The organism is Duganella margarita (assembly GCF_009857535.1).
Taxonomy (GTDB): domain Bacteria; phylum Pseudomonadota; class Gammaproteobacteria; order Burkholderiales; family Burkholderiaceae_D; genus Rugamonas; species Rugamonas margarita.
In genome coordinates, this window is the sequence record NZ_WWCS01000009.1 from 126,864 (window position 1) to 148,545 (window position 21,682).

Annotated in this window: 20 protein-coding genes; 9 read left to right on the forward strand and 11 right to left on the reverse strand. The window is 64.8% G+C overall.

What is annotated here, in order from left to right; all coding sequences use genetic code 11:
* Nucleotides 1-49 precede the first annotated feature (49 nt).
* The 8 genes from GTP55_RS15610 to GTP55_RS15645 are packed head-to-tail and all read right to left on the reverse strand — an operon-like array spanning nt 50 to nt 10,710.
* The gene (locus GTP55_RS15610; RefSeq protein ID WP_161045794.1) at nt 50-2,140 is read right to left on the reverse strand and encodes a glycoside hydrolase family 36 protein; all 2,091 of its coding nucleotides are present in this window, start codon (nt 2,138-2,140) and stop codon (nt 50-52) included.
* 20 nt (nt 2,141-2,160) lie between these two features.
* Entirely contained in the window at nt 2,161-3,252 is a 1,092-nt protein-coding gene (locus GTP55_RS15615) for an amidohydrolase family protein (protein WP_161045795.1), read from the reverse strand.
* A gap of 28 nt (nt 3,253-3,280) precedes the next feature.
* A complete protein-coding gene (locus tag GTP55_RS15620; protein WP_161045796.1) occupies nt 3,281-4,246 on the reverse strand; it encodes an N-acetylglucosamine kinase in 966 nt (321 codons plus the stop codon).
* Nucleotides 4,230-5,414, reverse strand: coding sequence for an SIS domain-containing protein (locus GTP55_RS15625; protein ID WP_161045797.1), 1,185 nt, complete (start codon nt 5,412-5,414; stop codon nt 4,230-4,232). Before GTP55_RS15625 ends, GTP55_RS15620 begins: the two co-directional genes overlap by 17 nt.
* The gene (locus GTP55_RS15630) at nt 5,408-6,712 is read right to left on the reverse strand and encodes a D-tagatose-bisphosphate aldolase, class II, non-catalytic subunit (protein ID WP_161045798.1); all 1,305 of its coding nucleotides are present in this window, start codon (nt 6,710-6,712) and stop codon (nt 5,408-5,410) included. The genes GTP55_RS15625 and GTP55_RS15630 overlap by 7 nt, the downstream gene beginning before the upstream one ends.
* 24 nt (nt 6,713-6,736) lie before the next feature.
* Nucleotides 6,737-7,675 (reverse strand): EamA family transporter, encoded by a 939-nt coding sequence (locus GTP55_RS15635; RefSeq protein ID WP_161045799.1) that lies wholly within the window; start codon nt 7,673-7,675, stop codon nt 6,737-6,739.
* Nucleotides 7,676-7,684: 9 nt separating this feature from the next.
* On the reverse strand, nt 7,685-10,468 hold the full coding sequence (locus tag GTP55_RS15640; RefSeq protein WP_161045800.1) for a TonB-dependent receptor: 2,784 nt from the start codon (nt 10,466-10,468) through the stop codon (nt 7,685-7,687).
* Nucleotides 10,429-10,710 (reverse strand): hypothetical protein, encoded by a 282-nt coding sequence (locus GTP55_RS15645; RefSeq protein WP_161045801.1) that lies wholly within the window; start codon nt 10,708-10,710, stop codon nt 10,429-10,431. The genes GTP55_RS15640 and GTP55_RS15645 overlap by 40 nt, the downstream gene beginning before the upstream one ends.
* Between GTP55_RS15645 and GTP55_RS15650 the strand changes: the two genes are divergently transcribed.
* Both GTP55_RS15650 and nagA read left to right on the forward strand, forming a co-directional pair.
* The gene (locus tag GTP55_RS15650; RefSeq protein WP_161045802.1) at nt 10,709-11,476 is read left to right on the forward strand and encodes a DeoR family transcriptional regulator; all 768 of its coding nucleotides are present in this window, start codon (nt 10,709-10,711) and stop codon (nt 11,474-11,476) included. The genes GTP55_RS15645 and GTP55_RS15650 overlap by 2 nt on opposite strands.
* A gap of 4 nt (nt 11,477-11,480) precedes the next feature.
* On the forward strand, nt 11,481-12,578 hold the full coding sequence (nagA, locus tag GTP55_RS15655; RefSeq protein WP_161045803.1) for an N-acetylglucosamine-6-phosphate deacetylase: 1,098 nt from the start codon (nt 11,481-11,483) through the stop codon (nt 12,576-12,578).
* 30 nt (nt 12,579-12,608) lie between these two features.
* Here nagA and GTP55_RS15660 read toward each other — a convergent pair whose 3' ends face one another.
* A complete protein-coding gene (locus GTP55_RS15660) occupies nt 12,609-13,397 on the reverse strand; it encodes an alpha/beta fold hydrolase (RefSeq protein WP_229257949.1) in 789 nt (262 codons plus the stop codon).
* A 79-nt stretch (nt 13,398-13,476) separates the two neighbouring features.
* Here GTP55_RS15660 and GTP55_RS15665 point away from each other — a divergent pair, with 79 nt between their 5' ends.
* Both GTP55_RS15665 and GTP55_RS15670 read left to right on the forward strand, forming a co-directional pair.
* Nucleotides 13,477-14,781 (forward strand): M24 family metallopeptidase, encoded by a 1,305-nt coding sequence (locus GTP55_RS15665; RefSeq protein WP_161045804.1) that lies wholly within the window; start codon nt 13,477-13,479, stop codon nt 14,779-14,781.
* A 143-nt stretch (nt 14,782-14,924) separates the two neighbouring features.
* Nucleotides 14,925-15,416 (forward strand): phasin family protein, encoded by a 492-nt coding sequence (locus tag GTP55_RS15670; protein ID WP_161045805.1) that lies wholly within the window; start codon nt 14,925-14,927, stop codon nt 15,414-15,416.
* A gap of 126 nt (nt 15,417-15,542) precedes the next feature.
* On the opposite strand, the gene GTP55_RS15675 is transcribed toward GTP55_RS15670, so the two are convergent.
* Nucleotides 15,543-16,538 carry an SDR family oxidoreductase gene (locus tag GTP55_RS15675; protein WP_161045806.1) on the reverse strand — a complete coding sequence of 332 codons (996 nt, stop codon included), beginning with the start codon at nt 16,536-16,538 and terminating at the stop codon, nt 15,543-15,545.
* A gap of 71 nt (nt 16,539-16,609) precedes the next feature.
* Nucleotides 16,610-17,272: a glutathione S-transferase family protein gene (locus GTP55_RS15680; RefSeq protein WP_161045807.1), complete on the reverse strand. Its 663-nt coding sequence runs from the start codon at nt 17,270-17,272 to the stop codon at nt 16,610-16,612.
* A gap of 149 nt (nt 17,273-17,421) precedes the next feature.
* Here GTP55_RS15680 and GTP55_RS15685 point away from each other — a divergent pair, with 149 nt between their 5' ends.
* The 5 genes from GTP55_RS15685 (at nt 17,422) to GTP55_RS15705 (ending at nt 21,677) form a co-directional block, all read left to right on the forward strand.
* Nucleotides 17,422-18,219: a MipA/OmpV family protein gene (locus GTP55_RS15685; protein WP_161045808.1), complete on the forward strand. Its 798-nt coding sequence runs from the start codon at nt 17,422-17,424 to the stop codon at nt 18,217-18,219.
* 72 nt (nt 18,220-18,291) lie between these two features.
* Entirely contained in the window at nt 18,292-19,149 is an 858-nt protein-coding gene (locus GTP55_RS15690; protein WP_161045809.1) for a CPBP family intramembrane glutamic endopeptidase, read from the forward strand.
* Nucleotides 19,142-21,025, forward strand: coding sequence for an AI-2E family transporter (locus GTP55_RS15695; protein WP_371868360.1), 1,884 nt, complete (start codon nt 19,142-19,144; stop codon nt 21,023-21,025). The genes GTP55_RS15690 and GTP55_RS15695 overlap by 8 nt, the downstream gene beginning before the upstream one ends.
* Nucleotides 21,022-21,396 (forward strand): lysozyme inhibitor LprI family protein, encoded by a 375-nt coding sequence (locus tag GTP55_RS15700; RefSeq protein WP_161045810.1) that lies wholly within the window; start codon nt 21,022-21,024, stop codon nt 21,394-21,396. The genes GTP55_RS15695 and GTP55_RS15700 overlap by 4 nt, the downstream gene beginning before the upstream one ends.
* A 14-nt stretch (nt 21,397-21,410) precedes the next feature.
* Nucleotides 21,411-21,677, forward strand: coding sequence for an acylphosphatase (locus tag GTP55_RS15705; protein WP_161045811.1), 267 nt, complete (start codon nt 21,411-21,413; stop codon nt 21,675-21,677).
* Nucleotides 21,678-21,682 lie beyond the last annotated feature (5 nt).

The following is a 21,682-nucleotide window of genomic DNA, read 5'->3' on the forward strand; positions in this document are numbered from 1 at the left end:
GGCAATTCTCCTCAAAAGGATGAAACCACAAGATCGGGCAGCGCCCGGCTTACACCCGCGACGCCTCCAGCAGCAGCGCGTGTTCAAAGCGCAGCGTCAGGCGATTGCGGCCGCTGTCCACTTCGCCGATGTCCTTGCCGTCGACGTAATCGCGCAGGCGCCAGCGCCCCGCACCCAGGCCACGGATCTCGACCGGCCCATCCCAGCGTGGCGCGAAGAACGCGAAGTACATCTTGCCGCCCTTCTCCACCACGTGGCCTTCGGGCTTGTCGAAGCCGATGTCGTACAGCTCGCCGCGATAGACGCCGTTGGCCAGCATCTTGTCGCGGTAAATGCCGATCCACTTGCGCCATTTGACTTCGCGTTCCGGCGTCAGCAGGAAGCTGTCCTTGGGCTTGGGATCGACCGGCCAGGTAAATTTGGTCGACAGCACCGCGCCAACGCCGATGGTGGAGGCAAAATCGTCGCCGCCGTCGCTCAGCTCAACGTGATCGCCGGCATACGGCGCGCTGCGGCCCATCAGCGCCTTCAGCGTCTTACCCTTGTGGCGCACCTGCCAGGACGACAGCGGGTCCGAGGCCGGCGCCTGGTTCATGTACGGGAAATTATGAAAGGCGTAGGAGGTGCCGCATGGGCACAGCTCCACCACCGCGTTCGGATTGATTTCGCGCGCGGTGTCGTAGACCATCTTCCAGAAGTCCTGCAGCTTCTCGAACGACTCTTCCGGCCGCGCGTGCTTGTGCGCCGGGTTATAGCAAGGCGCCACGCCGTTCAGGTGCTGGCCGTCGATCTTCAGGCCCTGGTAGCCCCACTCGCCGAAGATCTTGCGTATCCAGTCGCGCGTCATGTCGATGGTCGGCTGGTAGGCGGGGCACAGGTAGAAGCTGTTCCACCAGGAGATCAGCTGCGGTGCGCCTTCCTTGTCCAGCAACAGCATGTCGGTGTGGTCGTGCAGCAGGTCAGAGCCGGGATCGACCGCCAGTGGGGTGATCCACAGGCGCGCCTTCAGGCCGGCGTCCTTGACGGTCTGTACCAGCCCGCGCATGTCGGCTTCGCCGCCGGGGAATTTTTTGGCATCCAGCTTCCAGTCGCCCTCGTTGTTCTGCCAGCCGTCGTCCAGCACCGCCCACTCCAGGCCCAGCTCCTTGGCCTTTTGCAGCGTGCCCACCATCAGCGGCACCGTGAAATCGCGCTCGTAGCCCCAGGCGCACCAGATCGGCTCATAGCACTCCGGCGGACAGTCCGGCGAGCGCAGGCCGCGCTCTGCCATCGCCTGGCGGTACTGGTCCAGCGCGGCAAAGTAGTCGCCGGTGTGCAGCGCGAGGAAGGTGTCGAGCGTCTCCAGCGTCTGGCCTGGTTGCAGCGTGGTCTCCTGCTTGAACTCGACCGCCAGCGCCGCACCAGCCGGCGCCGCGCGCACCGGCAGCTCGACCAGGCGCGGAACCACGTCCAGATGGCCTACCGCCAGGCCGCAGTCGGCGTTCCAGACGTCGGCCGCTGGCGTGCCACCGCCGTAGTCCGAACCATTCATGCCCATGAAATTGCGCTGCTCGAAACCATGCACCATCGGCTGCACCCAGTCGCGGCGGTCGGGATGGGTGGCGCCGGAATAGGTCCAGAATTCGGCCTTGCGGCCCGCCGCCGGCCGCAGCGTGTGCGCGCTGTTGGCCCATGCCGCGACCAGCAATGGTTTGTCGCCGGCGTTACGGTAGCTGACGCGGATCACCGCGAAGCCAGGCTGACGGTCGTAAAAAGTGATAGCGACCGTCTTCTCAATACCCTCTTCCGACTTGCCGCTCAGGCGATGGCGCACGCCCGGACCATGCGGCCCATCGACGCGGTCGGCCGCCTGCGACGTCAGCGCAAAGCGCTCGATCCAGCGGCCATTGGGCAACCGCAGCCGCTCGCTCGGCGCAAAGGCCGTCACTGCGGCGGGACGCGGACCACGGCGCGACACCACGCGGCAGCGCAGCTGGCCATCAAATTCCAGCGCCATCGCGGCGTCGCCAATCCGCGCGATATCTTTGCCTTGGGTGGCCGGTGCCGCGGCCGCAGTGGCTTCGCCCACGGTGGTCGCCACCGCCGTTCCAGCCAGCCATTGCAGCAAGGTGCGGCGGCGTTGATCATGTTGTTGTTTCATCGGTCTCCTCGTCATCTCTCTTATTGCGCCTTGTGCCACGCACGCGGATAGGCCTTTTCGGCGTTGATTCGGTATAGCTTGTCCACCACTACGCGCGGCAGCGACAGGCCCTGCACCGGCTGATCCAGCTCCGGCACCTTGAAGCGGTCGGTGGTGACGAAATAGCGCCAGTCGCGCCGCCACACCTGATCCATGTCCGCGACAAAGCCCGCATCATCCTGCTCGGCGGATTGCGCCAGGTCGGAGCCGTACATCAAACGGTCCTGGTACTTGATGAAGAAGGCGCGCACGCGTTCGCGGTTGCGCTGCGACTGGTATTGCAGCTGGCCGATGCGCGCGGCGACATCGACGTTGACGCCGGGATGAGCGTCCAGAAACTGCGCCAGCCGCGTCACGTCCCACTCCAGCGAAGCCAGATGCACGCCGGTGAAGCGGAGTGTCGGATGCTTGTCCAGCAAGCGGTCGCGCGCGGCCATCTGCTGCTCGTAGCCTGGCATTTCAGGATGCGCGTACATGTGATAAGCCGGATGCGCGGCGAAGTATTCGCGGTCGTTATTGACGGTCATCTGCTCGATCGGCAGCCAGCAGTTATGCGGCTCGCCCTGATGGCCGAGCACCATCACGCGCCGCTGCGCCAGGCCGTCAAACAGCTGGTCGAAGCGGGCGTCGTCGACCATCACCAGCTTGCCCTGGCTGTCGCGCAGGCTCATGCCGATGTTCTTCCAGACTTTGACGCCCACCGCACCGTCAGCCACGGCGCCATCCAGATCCTTCAGCGTGGCAGCGCTCCATTCCGGCCGCTCAAAGCCATCGGTGGAAAACGTCGCCGCCCAGGCCACCAGCTCCGGATGCTGGTGCGCCAGGGTGCTGGCCACGCGCCGCTGTTGCGCCAGCGACGGAAAATCCGGGTAATCGACGTTAATCGTCAGCGCGCGGAAGTTGTCCTTGCGCGCCAGGGCCAGCCAGGCTTGCTGGCTGTCGCCATGCAGATGCAGGTGCGCGTCGATCTTAGGCACCTTGGCAAAATCCGCCATGGTGTAGCCGCTGGCGGCAGCGGCGTCCAGTGGCGCCAGCAACGCTGCAAGTACGGCGGGTATCAGGCTCCAACGCATTGATGTCTCCTTGATGATGCCGGCGCGTTCAGTGCGCACCGGCCAGTCGTTCCAGCGCCGATTCGCCAAGCGGTGCGCCAGAGGCGCGCGCCGCATACAGCGCGGCGCCCAGCACCGGCGCCAGGCTTGGTTGCGTCAGGCGGTACGGCCCTGTGCGCGTCACCAACCCCTGGGCAAACGGCGCGTGCAGCGGGCCGTCGGCGCCAAACAAGCCGCCGGTGTAGGACACGTTGACCTCCACGCCATCCGCCACGCCCAGCGCGCCACGCACCGCATCGACCAGCGCCGCCAGCTCCGTCGCAGCGGCCGTGATGATGGCTGACGCCTGCAAGTCGCCCAGCGCTGCGGCCTCGCTCACCAGGCGTGACAACGCAGCCACCCGGCTGCGCTCCGCCTGCAGGTCACCGTAAATCACCTGGCACAGATCCAGATCCTCCGCCAGCGACAAGCGCTCGCGCACCAACTGGTACAGCGGTCCGCGCGGTGCGCGGCCATCGCTCATGCGCGAGAACAGCGCCAGGCCGGCGCGGGCGATCCAGTGCGCCGAGCCTTCGTCGCTGAACAACTCGCCCCAGCCGCCGGCGCGGGCGCGGCGTCCGGCAAACTCGCCGTATGCCATCGAGCCGGTGCCGGCGATCACGCTGATGCCGTCGTTGCAGGCCAGCGATCCGGCCCAGCTGCACACCATGTCATTGCCGCACAGGTAGCGCTCATGTCCAAGAATGGCGCGCGGCAGCGCATCCAGTTGCTGCTGCACCGCGCGGTCTTCGCCATACGCCGGCAAGCCAAAGAATGCGAAAGCCAGATCGCCGGCCGTTACGCCGGCGGCGGTAAATACGGCGTTGCAGCCGCGCGCCAGCATGGCCGCCGCGCCGTCCATGCCCACTTCCAGATAGTAGGCGCTGCTGTCGGTGTGCCGCGCCAGCGCGTTCCCCTGGCTATCGATCAGCGCAAACGCGGTCTTGGTGCCGCCGCCATCAACCCCGAGGAACATGCTCGTCTCCTGAAAACGGGTAGATGGTCACGCCCTGCACCACGCGGTTGACGGTACCGGAGGCGCTCGGCGTATCGGGACGGATGCCCTGCGCCAGCGACTGCAGCAGCGCGAACGACTGGCAAAAAAGGATGTAAGGCAGCGCCAGCGCCAGGTCGGCCGCTTGCTCGGCGCCTTCCAGCACCACGCCATCGCTGCCCAGTTCCGCATCGGCGCGGCCGCTCAGCGCCAGCACGCGGCCGGCGCGGCCATCGTTGCGCAGCTCGCGCAGCAGGTCCAGATCGTAGCGGCGGGCGTAGGGGTCATTCGACAGCAGCACCACCACCAGGGTATCGGCATCGACGACGGTCTTGGGGCCATGGCGGAAGCCCAGCGGTGAATCGAACAGCGCCACCACGCGGCCGTCGGTCAGTTCCAGCAGCTTGAGCGAGGCTTCGCGCGCCAGGCCGCGCAGCTCATTGCTGCCGAGGTAGACCACGCGCTGGAACTGGCGCGCCACCAGCGCTTGCAGTAGCGGCAGTTCGGCTGCCTGCACGCGGCTGGCGGCGTTCGAGGCAGCGGCGGTGTCGCCTACCGTCAGCACGCGAAACGCCAGCGCGGCGGTCAGCAGCATTGAGGTAAAGCTGGTGGTCATGGCGAAGCCACGGTCGTGGGTGGCATCCGGCAGCAGGATGGCGAAGGCATCGGCGCGGCCCTGCGCCATGCGATACAGTGCGCCGTCCGCATTGCAGGTGATGACCAGATGGTAGACGTCATTCACCAGCTGGTCCGCCAGCGCCACGGCGGCCGTACTTTCTGGACTGCTGCCGGAACGCGCAAACGACACCATCAGCGTCGGCACCGCCGGCTGCAGGAAGCGCAGCGGGCCGGAGACGAGATCCGTGGTCGGCACAGCTTCCGCGCGCAGTCCCTTGCCCAGCAAGGCCGGCGCCAGGCACTCGCCGAGGAACGCCGACGTGCCGGCCCCGGTCAGCACGATCCGCAAGTCGGCACGCGCCAGTAGCGGATTAAGAAAGGCATCGAGCGCGGCGCGCTGGCTGCCTACCAGCGCATCGATCTGCGGCCAGACGGTTGGCTGCTGCGCGATTTCACGCGCGGTCTGGCCGCCGCCCGCTGCGTCCAGGCGGTCCACGCCGAAGCCAAAAATCTCCTTGTCTGCTACTAGCATGTTTCCAACTCCTTTGTTGCGGCGCCTGCATCGCAAGCGTCCATGTACTGGCGCAGCACTTTGGCTACGCCTTCTTTGAGTAAATCAGCCGGCAGGTTGCGTATGCGGCCTTCACGCACTGCTTCATACTGGGCCGGCAGGTATTGGCTCAGCAAGGTTAGTGGTGGCGCTTCGTGCTCCAGGTTCGCCATCAGCCGCGCCTGCGCTGCCTGAATCGCCGGATGCGGCCAGTAGTAGCGTATGCGGTCGCTCAGGCTGTACTGCTGGTCGAAGCGCGCGCTGGCCGCATCACCACCGTAGTACTTGCGCCAGTATTCCGGCTCGGCGCGCATCACTTCCAGTACGGTGTTCTTGAAGTCCGAGCCTTGGCCGGCGCCGGTCATCTGCTCTTCGATATCGGCCAATGCCCACAGCGTTTCGCGCAGCGCGAAGGTCAGTCCCGGCCCTACTTTGAGGATGGCGAAATGGCCTGCCACCAGCGCCGCCAGGTTGGACGCGGTCTGGTAGTCGGTCGAATGCGCCTCATAGACCAGCGTCGGTTGGCCTTCGATAAAGCGGCTCAATGCCAGCGCGCGTTGCGGCTGGTAGTCGATTACTTTGTGATGGTCGAACTCCACGCCCGGCTGCACCACCAGGCCGATCACGCGCGGCCACACCGCTTCCAGGCCGGCTGCCGCAAAGGCCTGCCGATGCACCTCGATCGTCAGCGCCGCAGCAGCCGGCGTGGTTACGCTCAGATGTTCCAGGTCTTCGTGCGCGCCGCCGGGTACCGGCACCTCGGTGCCGACCACATACACCGGAGCCTCGCCGCCAGCGGCTTGCCAGGCACGTTCAGCGACCACGCACAGGCGCGCTGCGCGCTCGGCCACCACGGCGTCCGGCAGCGGCACCGGATCGCCGGCGCAGGACATCGAGCAGTCCAGATGAATCTTGCGGAAGCCCGCCGTCACATACTGGTCGATCAGCACTTCGGACTTGGCCATCGCCGCATCCGCCGACTGGCTTTGCCATGCGTTCGGTCCCAGATGATCGCCGCCCAGCAGGATGCGCTCACGCGCCAGACCAACGCGGTCGGCGATGCCGTACACGAACTCGCGGAATGCGGCCGGCGTCATGCCGGTATAGCCGCCATCCTGATTCACCTGGTTGGAAGTAGCCTCGATCAGCACCGGCTGTCCACGTTCCAACGCGGTTTCCATCGCCGCTTCGATCACCAGCGGATGCGCCGAACACACGGCGTGAATGCCGACCGGCTCCCCCGCTTTGTGGCGGCGTACCAGATTCAATAAATAGTCCATCAATCAGTCCTTGAATAATTCAGTTCAGGCAGAGCCGCCGTCTTCCGGCTGCAGGGCGAGGAACAGCGCCGCCGCCAGCGACAGGACGATGCCCGCCAGCCGGTAGCCGGTCGGCAGCGTCGCCGCCAGCGCCATCGAGATCACCGTCGTCAGCAACGGAGCACCGGCATTCACCAGCGGCGACACCATCAGCGCCTTGCCATGGCGGAAGGCATACACCAGCGTCAGCGCGCCGACCGCGTTCAACACCTGCGTCACGGCGGCCAGCAACGGCCCGGATGGACCGTAGTTGATCGGCTGCGAGAAGTCGGTCATCGCCAGCGCGACCGGAATGACCAGCAGCGCGCTGGCCGTCATGTAAAAGAAAATGCTCTCGGCGTCCATGCTGGCGTTGGCCAGCTTGATGAAGTAAGCCTGCAAGCCCCAGGCCACCAACACCCCCAGCGCCAGCACAAACCACAGGCCATACTGCTGCGGCGCGCCGCCCGGCGTGTAGTCGAACAGCGGCAGCGCGCAGATCGCCAGCACGATGCCGGCCAGTCCCATCATGCCGGTGCGCTCGCGCAGGAACACGAACGACAATGCGATGGTCAGCACCGGCGACAGCGAGATCAAAGGGAAGATCAGATACGTCGGACCTGCCTTCACCGCATAGAACAGGATCATCTGGCCACCCGCGCCCAGCAGGCCGATCGCCAGGCCATAAGCGATCGCGCGGCCATCGTGGCGCACCTTCCAGCCGGCGCGCGCCAGCACAATCAGCGCCGGTGGCACCATGGTCAGCGCCCATACCACGTAGACCAGCGTTTCAGGGAAGCCGTGCTGGCTGGGTACCCCGGTGAACGCGCCCCATACGCCCCACAGCAACGTGGTGGCCAGCGCGTAGCCCAGCCAGCGCGGGCGGCGCGTGCCGGCGGCGCTGCCGGTTTTGCCGGTTCGTATCGTGTTAGTCGTCGTATTCATGGAGTCTCGTCAGAATTTCACGCTCATGCCGGCCACGTAGGTGCGGCCCCAGCTCTCAAAGCCGTACAGCGCATCGCTGCGGCCCAGGTGCGAGCGCATCACGGCGTCTCCTAGATTCTTACCCTCGACGAACAGGGTGATACTGCGGGTCACGTCCCACGAAGCGGATGCCGTCACCCAGGTCAGCGCGTCGACCTTGTTCGGATAGCCCGCCAGCACATTGGTGTTCTGAGTGTACTCGCCGGTGTAGTCGAACGAAATCGATGCGTTGATGCCGTTCTTCTCATACAGCAGGCCAAGCGAGGATGCAGTCGGCGCCACGCCTTCCAGTTGGCCGACATACTCGCCATTCTGGTAAGCCTTGGTCCAGGTCTTGGCAAATTTGGCGTTAAAGCCAAAGCCATTGTCGAACAGGTGCTGCACCCCCAGCTCCAGGCCGCGCACGCGCGCCTTGTCGCCATTGACCGGGTGGGTCACGGTGTACAGATAGCCCGGCACGCCGATGTCCACATGCTCGTCGGTCTGGTAGGTGACGAAGTTCTTGATCTGCTTGGCGAAGACCGCGGCCGTAATGGCCGACTTGGGCCGGTAGTACCATTCCGCCGACAGGTCCTGCTGCACCGCCTCGGTAGGCTTCAGCTTCGGATCGCCGACCACGTTGATGACGTAGCTGCGGTCCAGCGTGTTGTCGGTGCGGGTCGGCGCCAGCTTGTCCAGCGATGGACGGGCCATCACCTTGGCGACCGCGCCGCGCACCACGAAGTCGTCGCGCGCCCACCAGCTCAGGTTAGCCGACGGCAGCAGCTTGGTGTAGCTGCCGTCTTCCGACACCGGCACCGCCGGGCTGTAGACGATCTTCGGGCTGCTGGTCGGGATATCCGGCGTGGGGTCGTCAATCGACACAATCTGGTCGATCGCGCTCTTCGACGTGGTCTTGGTGCGCACCAGGCGCGCGCCGACGTTACCGTTCCAGTGTTCGCCGGACAGCTCCAGCTGGCCGTACAGCGTGGAGGTCTTCTCCCGCACCGAATACGAATCGGTCGGCACAAACACCGGCTGCGTCTTGCTGACGTCATAGGTCTTGCCGGTCGGGTTGCCGTCCGCATCCAGGATAGGCTTGCCGTCCAGCGCTTTCAGCGCCGCCAGGTAGGCCGGCACGTCGAACTTGATAAAGCTGCCGGGGAAGCTGCCGCCGGCGTTGCGCATATAGTTAGGCAGCGTCATTGGCGACACCACATTGGCGCCCAGCGAAGCGAAGGTGGTCGAGTACATGTCGCAGTACTGGCAGGCGCCGCCGCTCTTCTCGTTGCCGATCGAGGTGCGGTCCTTCTTGCGGTCGGTGGCGCTGGCGCCGAATTGCAGCGCATCGACATGCCATGCGCCGCTCAATACCAGGCGGCCATCGAGCGAGGCGCCGTCGATGGTGTCTTTGATGTCGGTGCCGGTCAGGCCGGTGAAGTGCACGCCGTAGTCCTTGTCGCCCAGGCGGCCGGCGGCCAGTTCGGTGGCCAGGTCGCGGCCATCTTCCAGCGTGACGCGGATGTCGGGGAAGCCGCCGTTATTGGCCTTGTAGTAGCCGGTGTTATGGCCGGCGATGCCCGCCACCACAAAGCTGTCCTTGCCGCCGGAATTGCGCTTGGAGGTCGAGCGATAGACGTCGCCCGTCAGTTTCAGATCGTTCGAGACTTTCCACTCGCCGCGCAGGCCGGCCTGCATGGTGTCGACCACGCGGTCGGCGGTGACGTTCGACATTTCCGGTATCAGGTCATGCACCGTCATGCTGGTGATCAGATGGTCCTTGACCACCACGTCGGACCAGCGCCCCGGCGCGTGCTCGATGTAATACGACTGCTGATAGCCGACTTGCGGCGAATCGAGGCGCGTAGCCAGGGCGTCGGCGGTCAGCTTGAAGCCCGGCGTCACCTTCCACTCAAACGCGCCGGACAAGGCGGTGCGCTTCTTCTCTTCAAACACGGAACCGAACGAGATGCAGCACGGCGCCAGCAGATTGCTTTCGCCCGGACCGATGGCGCCGTCACCATTGACATCGAAGCTGCCCGGCGAATCCGCATTATAGGTCTGGTAGCCCAGCGAATCGGTGCGCACTTTGCGCTTGGAGAACACCGCGCCGACCAGCACACCCATGGTGTTGTTGTTGAAGGTATTGCTGACCACACCGGACAGCTTGCCGCCGTCTTTGCGCGACAGGTCGTTGTGGTCGCCCTCAAACCGCACCGACGCGTGGTAGCCCGGATTGTCCATCGGCCGCGCCGAACGCAGGTTGACGGAGCCGCCGATGCTGCCTTCCATCTGCGCCGCTTCGGCCGACTTCATCACGTCGGCGCCGCTGATCACTTCCGACGGCAGCACATCGAAGGCGAAGTCGCGGCCATCGCCGTCGGTCGCCAGGATGCGTTTATTCAGGGTGACGATGTTGTAGCCGGAACCCAGGCCGCGCACATTGATGTACTGGCCTTCGCCGCCACGGGTACGCGACACCGACACGCCGGAGATATGGGTCAGCGAGTCGGCGACGTTATCGTCGGGGAAGCGGCCCAGTTCGGTCGCCGAGATCGAGTCCTGGATCACATCGGCGTTGCGCTTCAGTTCCAGCGATTTGGCCAGGGCGGCGCGCGGGCCGGTCACCACCACCACCGGCGCGCTGGCTGCATCGGCCGCCGGCGCTGGTTCCGCTGGCGCTTGCGTTTGCGCGAACGCCATGCCGCATACCGCCATTTCCACCGCCGCCGCCATCAGGCTGCGCCGCAGCGCCTTTTCCATTCTGCTACCCATAACAAATCTCCCTCGTTGTGCTGTGTTTTTGTCCGTGGTTTGTGACTTATGTAAGGATAGTAATAAGCAAAGAACGAAAATGCAATAAGCTTTCGCATTATTTCTTTTCGGCTTTGTATTTTCGTTTTCTTTCGTTTTGCAGCGAAATAACTTTCTTTTTGTTTCGACTCAACAATGTTTGATGGCATGGCAGTCACGATCTGGTAAGCTGCCATTTTTGACAAATCAACAGCAAAACCCATGCGACTCAGTAGTCAACGCCGCGCCGCGATCCTGGAAGCGCTCACCCAACATGGTTCGGTGCAGGTCAACCAACTGGTGGAGCAAATGGGCGTCTCCGCAGTGACCATACGCAGCGACCTCAGCGCCCTGGAATCCCAGGGGCTGGCCACGCGCAGCCACGGCGGCGCCATGCTGGCCCGCACGCCGCCGGCCGAGCAGACTATCCGCCAGAAGGACGCCATCAACCACGAGCAGAAAGAGCTGATCGGCACCTACGCGGCGCGGCTGGTGCAGCCGGGCGATAACATCATCATCGACTCCGGCACCACCACCATCTCGCTGGCGCGCCATCTGCGCGAGGCGCAGAACATCACGGTGATGACCAACGGCCTGAATATCGCCTGGGAGCTGGCCGATGCGCCGGGCGTGGACCTGATCCTGACCGGCGGCCTGCTGCGCAAGCAGTCGCTGTCGATCCAGGGCACGCAGGCCGAAGCCTGTTTGCAGGCCTACAGCTTCGACAAGCTGTTCCTCGGCGTCGACGGTTTCGATTTGCAGTTCGGCGTCACCACCCACCACGAGGCGGAGGCCAGCCTGAATCACAAGATGGTGGAACGGGCCAAGAAGATCATCGTGCTGGCCGACGCCTCCAAGTTCGGGCGCGTCAGCCTGCACCGCATCGTCCAGCTGGACCGCGTGCATACGGTGATCACCGACGCCGCCATCAACGACGAATACCGCGAAGGCCTGCTGCAAGCGGGCATAGAACTGGTGATTGCGGAGTGATGCCGTGCTGAGTGGACGTATCCTTACCCCCGACGGCTGGATCAAAGGCAGCATCGATTTCGGCCAGCGCATCCGGCACATCACGGAAGACAGCAACGCCGACGGCGCGCTGACCATCCTGCCCGGCTTTATCGACCTGCACGTGCACGGCGCGGCCGGCGTCGACATCATGCAGGGCGGCGACGCCGGCGCCACCGTGGCGCGCGCGCATGCGAAGCACGGCACCACGGCCATGCTGGGCACCACCATGACCGCCACCGACAATTCCATCCGCCGCGCGCTGCGCGGACTGGCGCCGGTGATCGCCGGGCGTCCGGCCGGCGGCGCGCGCATGCTGGGCGTGCACCTGGAAGGCCCGTTCCTCAGCATCCACCGCCTCGGCGCGCAGCCGGCCGACGCGGTCGCAGTCGGCAGCATGGACCTGGTGCGCGACTACCACGCACTGGCGCCGATCCGCGCCATGACGCTGGCCACCGAAGTGGCCGACCATCTGGCGCTGATCCCGCAGCTGAACGAATTGGGCATCCGCGTGCAGATCGGCCATAGCAACGGCACCTATGAAGACGGCGTCGCCGCGCTGCAGGCCGGCGCGGCCGGCTTCACCCATCTGTACAACGGCATGACGGCGCTGAACCACTACCAGCCCGGCATCGTCGGCGCGGCGCTGGCACATGCGGAATACGCGGAGATCATCCCGGACCTGGAGCACGTGGCGCCGGGCGCCATCCGCGCCGCGCTGCGCGCCATTCCGCGCCTGTATGGCGTAACCGACGCCACCGCCGCCACCGGCATGCCGGACGGCGAATATGCGCTGGGCAGCCAGCGCGTGTACAAGTGCCTGGGCTGCGTGCGGCTGGCCACCGGTTCGCTGGCGGGCAGCGTGCTGACCATGGACCAGGCCCTGCGCAATTTCGTCAGCCTGGGGCTGGAACTGGCCGACGCCTCCAACCGCCTGTCGCTCTACCCTGCCGACTATCTTGGCGAGACAGAGCGCGGCCGCCTGGCGCCGGGCGCCTGGGCCGATATCGTTGTATTGAACGCGGAACTACAACCAGTGGCGGTGTTCGTTGAGGGCGAGGCTATCGACCTGGCGACCAGCTAGCTACCTAGGCAGCTGGTGGCCAGTGGATGTTCAGGCAGGAGACAGACAGGCGTCCAGCGTCAGTTCCAGCAGCGGGAAGTGGCCGGTTTCCACCTTGAAGAAGGCGGCCTGCGGGAAGATCACTTCCCAGATGGCGCGATCCTGGTCGGCGTCGATCATCGGATCGTAGGCGCCGAACAGCACCGACACCGGTCCTTCAAACGCGCTGCGCACCGGCGTGTGGTCCAGCGCCGAGAAATCATCCGAGGTCGCCACCGAGGTCGGGCCGTCGAAGGCGCCCGGCTGCTGGATCAGTTCCGCGAACGACCGTGATGCTTCGGCGCCGCCGTTGGGGCCAAAATACAGTTCCGTCACATCCGGCAGCTGCGACAGCGCGCCGAACACGTCCCAGAAGCGCGGACGCCCTGGATCATCCTCGTACATCCCCAGCGCCACGGCCAGCTTGCCGGCGTTCGGATGGTCGGTGTGCACGCGGAAGGCGCGGCGCGCCAGGCGCAGCGCGGCCTGCTCGGGATTGAAGGTGGGGCCAAGCAGCACGATGTCCTTGATCAGCTCCGGCACGTGGCGCGCCAGATGCACCGCCAGGTGGGCGCCGAAGGAACTCGCCATCACCGTCAGCGGCTGGCCTGCTTCGGCGGCCACGCGGCGGAATTCGGTCAATGTCGCTTCCAGCAGGTCCAGATAGGGACGCGCCGCGCACGGCTTGGCCAGCGGCTGATGCCACCAGTGGACATGCGTCGCGTCCGGATAACGGGCGCGCTCAAACACCGGACCCAGTGCCGGACCGCCGTGCAGATAAAAAACCGAAGGTGCTGCCATGTCTTCTCCTTAGCGAATGCAACGTGCATTATAAATACTGTTGATTGACATTGGCAAAAACCGCCAGCACTATCTGAGCATGAAAAAATTTCTCCTTGCCCTCACCATGCTGCTGGCGGCGCCAGCATCCGCCGACGTGTTGCCGCTGCGCGCGCAGGCCGTCGTCGTCAACCAACTGCTGGCCGAGCGCTTCGACCAGCTGCTGCCGGACATGATGGCGCAAGCCGGCATCGATATGTGGGTGCTGGTATCGCGAGAATATAACGAAGACCCGGTACTGAAAACCATGCTGCCGGCCGAATGGCTCAACGCCCGCCGCCGCACGATCCTGGTGTTCTACCGTGACGCCGCCAGCGGCAAGGTGGAACGGCTGGCGGTGGCGCGCTATGACGTCGGCGCCAGCATCAAGCAGTCCTGGGACAAGAAGAAATTTCCAAACCAGTGGGATGCGCTGGCGGACATCGTCAAGACGCGCAATCCGCGCAAGATCGGCCTGAATACCTCGGCCACCTTCGGCCACGCCGACGGCATCGACCACACCGACTACAACGAACTGCTGGCGGCGCTGCCGGCGGCGCTGAAAAGCCGGGTGGTGTCGGCCGAGCCGCTGGCGGTGCGCTGGCTGGAAACGCGCACGGAGCGGGAGATGCAGATCTACCCGCAGATGGTCAACGCCACCCATAAAGTCATTGAGGAAGGCTTTTCCGAGCGCGTGATCACGCCCGGCGTCACCACCACCGAAGACGTGGTGTGGTGGTTCCGCCAGAAGATCCGCGACCTCGGTTACGATACCTGGTTCCATCCTTCCGTGGAAATCCAGCGCCAGGATAAAGAACGCGCCAACCCGGACGTCATCATCCCCGGCGACCTGCTGCACGTCGACATCGGCATCACCTACCTGCGCCTGAACACCGACATCCAGCAGCATGTCTACGTGCTGAAACCGGGCGAAACGGCCGCGCCGGCTGCGCTACAGGAGGCCTTCGCCGGCGCCAACCGCGTGCAGGACATTCTGCTGTCGCAATTCCAGGCTGGCCGCAGCGGTAACGCCATGCTGGCGGCCGCGCTGCAACAGGCCAGGGCCGAGGGCCTGCGGCCGACCATCTACAGCCACCCGATCGGCTACCACGGCCACGCGGCCGGCCCGGCCATCGGCATGTGGGACGCGCAAACCGGCGTGCCAGGCAGCGGCGATGACCTGCTGCGTCCGCGCACCGCGTACTCGATCGAACTCAGCAATACCGCCGAGATTCCCGGCTGTCGCGAGCCGGTCAACATCATGCTGGAGGAGGATGCCTACTTTGATGCAAGCGGCGTGCGCTACATCAACGGCCGGCAGAAACAGCTGCTGCTCCTGCCACGACCGTCGCCATCTGTTGAGTAGAGAAAACAAATAGTTCCGGCAAGCTCAGGAGTGCCATAAAGCGCCGACATTTGCGATGATAGCGGAGTGGACGCAAGGCCAAAACGTCCCGCCTCCCCCGCTCGCAACTCATCCTTTTTTGGCCCCCACCAGGAGCAAAGCTTATGAACTCGTTTGTTGAAACGCTGTCCCCGGCAGCACGCAATCATGCGGAAGCCCGCATCGACTACTACGCCGACCTTAACCAGGCGGTAATGCGCTCGCTGCGCCAACTGACCGAGGTCAATGTGCAATTCAGCCGCGACTGGATGACCGAGTCGACGGCAGCGCTGCAACGCTCGGTGCTGGCGGCGCCGTCCGCAGGCGGCACGCAAGCCGCTCCACAGCAGGCTGGCGCACTGCTGCAAAAGCTGCAGAGCTACCATCAGCAGCTGGCGCAGGTGGCCACCGACTTCCAGGCGGAAATCAACAACGTGGCGCAGCAGCATGTGCCGCAGACCACGCGCACCGCTACCGAACTGGCCGATGCCAGCCGTCAGGCGGCCAGCAAGCACATGTCGGACGAAGCCAGCAAATTCGCCAACATCGCCGCGCAGAATCAGGCTTTCCCGCAGGCAGCGTCGGTGCAGAGTGCGGACCAGGGTAACAAGAACTGATTCACGCGCCGCCGCTGCCTGGGCGGCGCATGGATTCCCGCATGCGCGGGAATGACGGTTGGTTTACGGGCCGCCGCTGCCCGTGCGGCGCATGGATTCCCGCGTGCGCGGGAATGACGGGCTAGTTTACGGGCCGCCGTGGCCGCCGACCGCCGCATACACCTGGCCGGTGGCGTAGCTGGATTCATTCGACGCCAGCAACACGTACACGCCGGCCAGTTCGGCCGGCTGGCCCGGCCGTTTCAGCGGCGTGTCGGCGCCGAATTGCGGCAGCTTGTCCGGCGGCTGTCCGCCGGTCACCTGCAACGGCGTCCAGAACGGCCCCGGCGCCACCGCATTGACGCGGATGCCCTTGCCAGCCAGCTGCTTGGCCAAGCCCTTGGTGAAAATCATGATCGCGCCCTTGGTGGCGGCGTAGTCGATGATGTTTTCGCCCGGATCATAGGCGTTGACCGACGCCGTATTGATGATGGTCGATCCCGGCTTGAGCAACGGCACGGCCGCCTTGGTAATCCAGAACATCGCGTAAACATTGGTCTTGAAGGTCTCGTCAAAATCCGCAGTGGTCATGTCCAGGATGGAATCGCGCGAGAACTGGCGCGCCGCGTTATTGACCAGGATATCCAGCCCGCCCAGCTGGCGCGCGGCGTCAGCCACCAGTTTCTTGCAGAACGCTTCGTCCTTGATATCGCCCGGAATCGCGACCGCCTTGCGGCCCTCGGCGCGGATCAGCGCCACCACCTCGCGCGCATCGGCTTCCTCAGCCGGCAGATAATTGATGGCCACATCGGCCCCCTCGCGCGCGTAGGCGATGGCGGCGGCGCGGCCAATGCCCGAGTCGCCGCCGGTCAGCAGCGCCTTGCGGCCCTTGAGCCGGCCGGAACCCTTGTAGCTGGTCTCGCCGTGGTCCGGACGTGGCTCCATCTTGCTGGTCAGGCCGGGCCACGGTTGCTGCTGCTTGGGGAACGGCGGCGCCGGATAGGCGGTCACTGGATTTTTCGGCGGCGCCGCAGCGCCGTCAGCCGCGCCGGTTTGCGCGCCGGCCGGCGCCATGGCGGCGCCCAGCAGGCCGGTGGCCGCCGCGCCGACCAGCGCGCGGCGCGAGGAATTCGGATGATCCATGGTGTGTCCTTTCCTAGTGAAGAACGGCCATGATTCACCCATCCGCGCGCACACACTGTGCGCCAGGACGCTTACAGAAAGCGCTCGGGAATTTCCTGTGCAAACGGGTACATATTGAAGTACGGTTTGGCCTCCTCCAGCACCTGCTGCACCGACGGCCGAGTCACCAGCCGTTCAAAATAACTTTGCAGGTGGTGGTATTCCTCCGGGAACGGCAGCAGCGTGGCGGCGTAGAACAGCGCCGGCGCCGCCGCGCAATCGGCCAGGCTGAAGGTTTCGCCGCACAGCCAGCTGCGCGTGGCCATGCGCTTTTCGATCATCTTGTAAGCGGTCTTGAGCTTGGTGCGCTCCTTGGTCTGGTCGCAACTCAGCCCGGTCAGATGGGCGCCGACGATGGTTTGCACCGGTCCCTGCACATAGTTATCGAAGAAACGGTCCCACAGGCGCACATCCAGCGCGTCGTCCCAGTCGGCCGGGATCATCAGCGTCGGGCCCGGATAGTGGCGGTCCAGATATTCGATGATGATCGAGGTTTCCGGCACGTCGCGCACTTGCGCATGGTCGCGCAGCACCGGGAATTTGCACAGCGGCCAGATCGATTCCAGCTCGGCGCGGTCCGCGTCATCGCCCAGATTGATGACGCGCTTGTCGAACGCGGTGCCGTTCTCATATAACGCGATCAGCACTTTGTGACAGAACGAGGCCAGCGGATGGTAATACAAGGTCAGGGACATAATCAGGCTCCAGAGTGCATCAGGCGATACCAAAGATTTCGCCAAATGATACTTCAGCTAAGCCGATGGTGGCGGAACATGTTCAGTGGGACACTCTCGCCCGTCTGCGCCGGCCCCTCGCGCCGGCGGACAACCTGAACGGACCCACCATGCGCCACGCGATCGCCCTTACCCTTCTCTCCCTATGCGCCTTCAGTAGCCGCAGCTTTGCCGAAGACGCACCGGCAGCTGTCGCCGCGTCGGCCAGCGGCGACAGCTTCACCGCCGGCCTCGGCCTGGCCTACGTGCCGGAATACGCCGGCAGCGACAAAAGCCGCGTGCTGCCGCTGCCGGTGCTGGAACGCACCTTCAGCAACGGCGTCTTCCTCAGCACGCAGGGCGGCATCGGCTATCAGACCAAGCTGGGCGACTTCTCGCTGAGTGCGGCGCTGGGCTACGACGGCGGCCGCAAGGACCACAAGGAAAATTACTTCTCGGGCTCCGACGCGCTGAAAGGCATGGGCGACATCGACGGCTCGGCGCAAGCAGTACTGAGCGCCGGCTATCAACTGGGCAAGGTCGGCCTGAGTGTCAGCACCAAGCAGAACCTCGGCCACCGCGAGTACGGCAGCACCTACACCTTGGGCGTCACCGCGCCGCTGTACACCGACGCCACCGACCAGATCGGGGTCGGCGCGTCGGCCGTGTACGGCGACAACAAGCACATGCAAACCTACTTTGGCGTCACCGCCGCGCAAAGCGCCGCCTCCGGCTACCGAGCCTACAGCGCCAAGGGCGGCTTTGAGAACGTTGCGGCCGGCGTGCACTGGAACCACGTATTGGACAGCAACTGGTCGGTGCGCAGCGCGGTCGGCCTCACCCGCCTGATCGGCGACGCCGCCGACAGCCCGCTGACCAAGCGCAAGACCACGCCAATGCTGATGACCGCACTGATCTACCGCTTCTAAATGCCAACGTGGGCAAAGTGATATGATTAAGGGAAACTTAAGCGCACCTGATTTCCCTGCCTTCCCTGCTTGATGCCCATTCCTACACTGCTGACTTTCCTCCTGCTGGCCGCCGCCATTGGCACCGTCTGGTCCCATCCCCTGCTGCCCCCGCTGCTGTTTGCGGCGGCGGTGGGCGCCGGTCTGCTGGCGGGCGTGCTGCACGCGCCGGCGCTGATCGCGCTGATACTGTTCGCCGGCGCCGCCTGGCTGGCCGGTCATGCGCGCGCCGCGCCGTTGCGGGCCGCCGCCTTGACCGTCACCATCCTGTTGGCCCTGGCGCTGGCCATGCACAAGCTGCCGGGCTTTAACAATCCGCTGCTGATCGATCATGTGCAGTTGTCCGCCAACGCCGTGCCTTTCACACAATACGCCAATTTCGACAAGGGCGCGGTCGGCCTTATCCTGCTGGCATGGCTGTGCCAGCGCGTCAGCTCGTGGTCCGAGCTGGGTACGGTGCTGCGCCGGACCCTGCCGGTACTGGTGCTGACGGTAGTGGCCACGCTCGGGTTTGCACTGGCCGCCGGCGTGGTCGGCGTCGACCTCAAACTGCCGCAGCAGACGCTGAGCTTTATCGCCGTCAACCTGCTGTTTACGGTGGTGGCCGAAGAAGCCTTCTTCCGCGGCCTGCTGCAAGCGCGCCTGGCCACCGCGCTGCAACGCTTCCGCTGGGGTCCATGGCTGGCGGTGGCCGTTTCGGCCCTGCTGTTCGGCGCCGCGCACCTCGGCGGCGGCCTGCGCTATGGCATACTCGCTGGCATTGCCGGCATCGGCTACGCCTGGGCTTACCAGCGCACGCAACGCATCGAAGCCGCCTTACTGGTTCACATCGCCCTTAACGCGGTGCATTTTATTGGCTTTACTTACCCTGCCAGGATAGACGGTGTCTGATTCTCTTACTTCCCGCACTTTACCCAGCGCAGTGGCGGGCCTGGTGGGCACGGCCACGGTGCTGGCCCTGCTCTACTTCGGCCGCGACGTGCTGATTCCCATCACGCTGGCGTTCATCCTCAGCTTTTTGATTGCGCCGTTCGTGCGCGCGCTGCGCCACCTGGGGTTAGGCCAGACCACCTCGGTCTGCACCGGCGTGCTGGTGGTGACGGTGACGCTGCTGTCCATCGGCGCGGTGATCATCCAGCAGGTCGGCGTGATGGGCGCCAGCCTGCCGCAGTACCAGGACACCATCGCCAGCAAGATCGAAACGCTGGACCAGATGACGCGCGGCACGCTCGGCAGCCTGGGCGGTCCGGCCGGGCAACTGATCGAGCACTTCACCGGCGACAACCCCGATGGTCCTGCGCCTGTGCTGCAAAACGATGGCAGCACCAGGACGCCGGTGCTGGTGGAAATCCACGAGCCGGCGCTGAAGCCGTTCCAGCTGCTGGCCAAGGTGGCGTCGTCCGTGTGGCCGCCGCTGGAAACGGCCGGCATCGTGTTCGTGGTGCTGATCTTTGTGCTGCTGGAACATGAATCGCTGCGCGACCGCTTCATCCGCCTGGCCGGCGGCGGCGACCTGCGCGCCACCACGATTGCCGTCAACGACGCTGGCGAACGGCTGTCGCGCTTCTTCATCTCGCAATTCCTGGTCAACCTCGCCACAGGGCTGGCGATCTGGCTGGGGCTGAGCCTGATGGGCCTCGGCCAGGCGCTGCTGTGGGGCACCATGACGGCCGTGCTGCGCTTTATTCCGTATGTTGGCGTATGGATGGCGGCGTTCTGCGCCACCGTGCTGGCGGCCGCCATCGATCCCGGCTGGTCGATGGCGCTGATGACGCTGGGCCTGTTCCTGGCGGTGGAAATCATCGTCGCCCAGACCATTGAGCCCAAGCTGTACGGTCACACCACCGGACTGTCGCCGCTGTCGGTGGTGGTGTCGGCGATTTTCTGGAGCTGGATCTGGGGTCCGGTCGGGCTGGTGCTGTCGACGCCGCTGACCCTGTGCTTGGTGGTGGCCGGTCGCTACATCCGCGCGCTGAAGGTGCTGGAGATCATGTTCGGCGAACTGCCGGCGCTGACCATGCCGCAGAATTTCTACCAGCGCGCGTTGTCCGGCGATGCGCACGAGATCGTCACCAGCGCCAAGCGTTACATGCAGCACAAATCGCTGGCCGAGTATTGCGACGGCGTGCTGCTGCCGGCGCTGCATCTGGCCAGTTTCGATTTCAAGGATGGCTCGATCACCCCGGTGGAGGAAGAAAAAGTGTCCGGCTCCATCATCGCCGTGATCGAAGCACTGAGCGGCAGCGTCAAGTGGTGGAAGAAGCGCAAACGCCCAAGTGTGCTGAAGCGCGGCGGCATCGGCCGCGAACTGCGCGAGCAGCGTATTTCCGACAGCGGTGAGTGGCAGGGTTCGTTCGACGTACCGGCTGGCAGCGTGGTGTTAAGTGTCGGCCTGGGGTCGTCGTACGCCGAGCTGGCTACCGAAATCCTGGTGCGCATCCTGCGCGAGCAAAAAATCGATGCGCGCAGCATGAGCCTGGAGGATCTGGACAAGGATACCCCGCCGGAAGCCTCGCCGGCACTGGTATCGATCGTTTGCCTGGTCAGCGTCGACCCGCTGAACGATTGCGCGCTGATGGCGCAGACGCTGGAACGCATGCGCCAGGAACTGCCGCACTGCAAGCATTTTGCCCTGCTGCTGCCTAGCCCTTTTGAGAATGCAGACTTGAAAACCTGCGTCTTCCCCACCGCCGACCACGTGTCGCGCTCGTATGAAGACGTGCTGCATAGCTGCCAGTTGGCCATGAAAGGAAGCGGTACTTTATGAAACGCCTGATCCTTCTCGTGTTGCTGGCCGCCAGCGCCGGCAACAGCTACGCGCTGGACTGCGACAAAGCCTTTAGCACGATCGACCTCAATCAATGCGCGGCGCAGGCGACGGAGAAAGTCGAGCGCCAGCTGAACGCCACCTACCAACAGACACTGAAAGAAGTCGCCACCATGGATGACGCTGCTGGCATCAAGACCAAGCTGGTCGATGCCCAGCGCCTGTGGGTCAAGTTCCGTGAGGCTGACTGCCAGGCAGAATACGCGAAGTGGCAAGGCGGCAGCATCCGCAACGTGATGTACAGCGAGTGCATGCAAGACCGCGCCAAACAGCGCATCAAGCAACTGGAACAGTTCCCCGCCCGAGGCTGATAAGGAGAGTACGCATGGCAAAGCATCTGCTGATCACAGGACTGGTACAAGGCGTCGGCTACCGCGCCTCGTTTGCACGGCAGGCTGTCGACCTCGGCCTGCGCGGCTGGGTTCGCAATCTGAGCGATGGCTCGGTGGAGGCTGAAATAGCCGGTGACGACGCCGCAATCGAGACCATCATCAACTGGAGCCACCAAGGCCCACCCGCCGCGCGCGTGGACAACGTCACCGTCGAAGACACCGCGACTACCCACGACGCTTTCAGGATATTGCTGGCATGAGTGAT

Excerpts from the sequence above, each read along its gene's own strand:
- GTP55_RS15685 (WP_161045808.1), top strand. The coding sequence starts at position 17,422 with ATGCGCCACGCGATCGCCCTTACCCTTCTCTCCCTATGCGCCTTCAGT.
- GTP55_RS15675 (WP_161045806.1), bottom strand. The coding sequence starts at position 16,538 with ATGGATCATCCGAATTCCTCGCGCCGCGCGCTGGTCGGCGCGGCGGCC.
- GTP55_RS15665 (WP_161045804.1), top strand. The coding sequence starts at position 13,477 with ATGAAAAAATTTCTCCTTGCCCTCACCATGCTGCTGGCGGCGCCAGCA.
- GTP55_RS15700 (WP_161045810.1), top strand. The coding sequence starts at position 21,022 with ATGAAACGCCTGATCCTTCTCGTGTTGCTGGCCGCCAGCGCCGGCAAC.
- GTP55_RS15615 (WP_161045795.1), bottom strand. The coding sequence starts at position 3,252 with ATGCGTTGGAGCCTGATACCCGCCGTACTTGCAGCGTTGCTGGCGCCA.
- GTP55_RS15645 (WP_161045801.1), bottom strand. The coding sequence starts at position 10,710 with ATGGGTTTTGCTGTTGATTTGTCAAAAATGGCAGCTTACCAGATCGTG.
- GTP55_RS15610 (WP_161045794.1), bottom strand. The coding sequence starts at position 2,140 with ATGAAACAACAACATGATCAACGCCGCCGCACCTTGCTGCAATGGCTG.
- GTP55_RS15680 (WP_161045807.1), bottom strand. The coding sequence starts at position 17,272 with ATGTCCCTGACCTTGTATTACCATCCGCTGGCCTCGTTCTGTCACAAA.
- GTP55_RS15625 (WP_161045797.1), bottom strand. The coding sequence starts at position 5,414 with ATGCTAGTAGCAGACAAGGAGATTTTTGGCTTCGGCGTGGACCGCCTG.
- GTP55_RS15635 (WP_161045799.1), bottom strand. The coding sequence starts at position 7,675 with ATGAATACGACGACTAACACGATACGAACCGGCAAAACCGGCAGCGCC.
- GTP55_RS15620 (WP_161045796.1), bottom strand. The coding sequence starts at position 4,246 with ATGTTCCTCGGGGTTGATGGCGGCGGCACCAAGACCGCGTTTGCGCTG.
- GTP55_RS15640 (WP_161045800.1), bottom strand. The coding sequence starts at position 10,468 with ATGGGTAGCAGAATGGAAAAGGCGCTGCGGCGCAGCCTGATGGCGGCG.
- GTP55_RS15670 (WP_161045805.1), top strand. The coding sequence starts at position 14,925 with ATGAACTCGTTTGTTGAAACGCTGTCCCCGGCAGCACGCAATCATGCG.
- GTP55_RS15660 (WP_229257949.1), bottom strand. The coding sequence starts at position 13,397 with ATGGCAGCACCTTCGGTTTTTTATCTGCACGGCGGTCCGGCACTGGGT.
- GTP55_RS15630 (WP_161045798.1), bottom strand. The coding sequence starts at position 6,712 with ATGGACTATTTATTGAATCTGGTACGCCGCCACAAAGCGGGGGAGCCG.
- GTP55_RS15650 (WP_161045802.1), top strand. The coding sequence starts at position 10,709 with ATGCGACTCAGTAGTCAACGCCGCGCCGCGATCCTGGAAGCGCTCACC.
- GTP55_RS15690 (WP_161045809.1), top strand. The coding sequence starts at position 18,292 with ATGCCCATTCCTACACTGCTGACTTTCCTCCTGCTGGCCGCCGCCATT.
- GTP55_RS15705 (WP_161045811.1), top strand. The coding sequence starts at position 21,411 with ATGGCAAAGCATCTGCTGATCACAGGACTGGTACAAGGCGTCGGCTAC.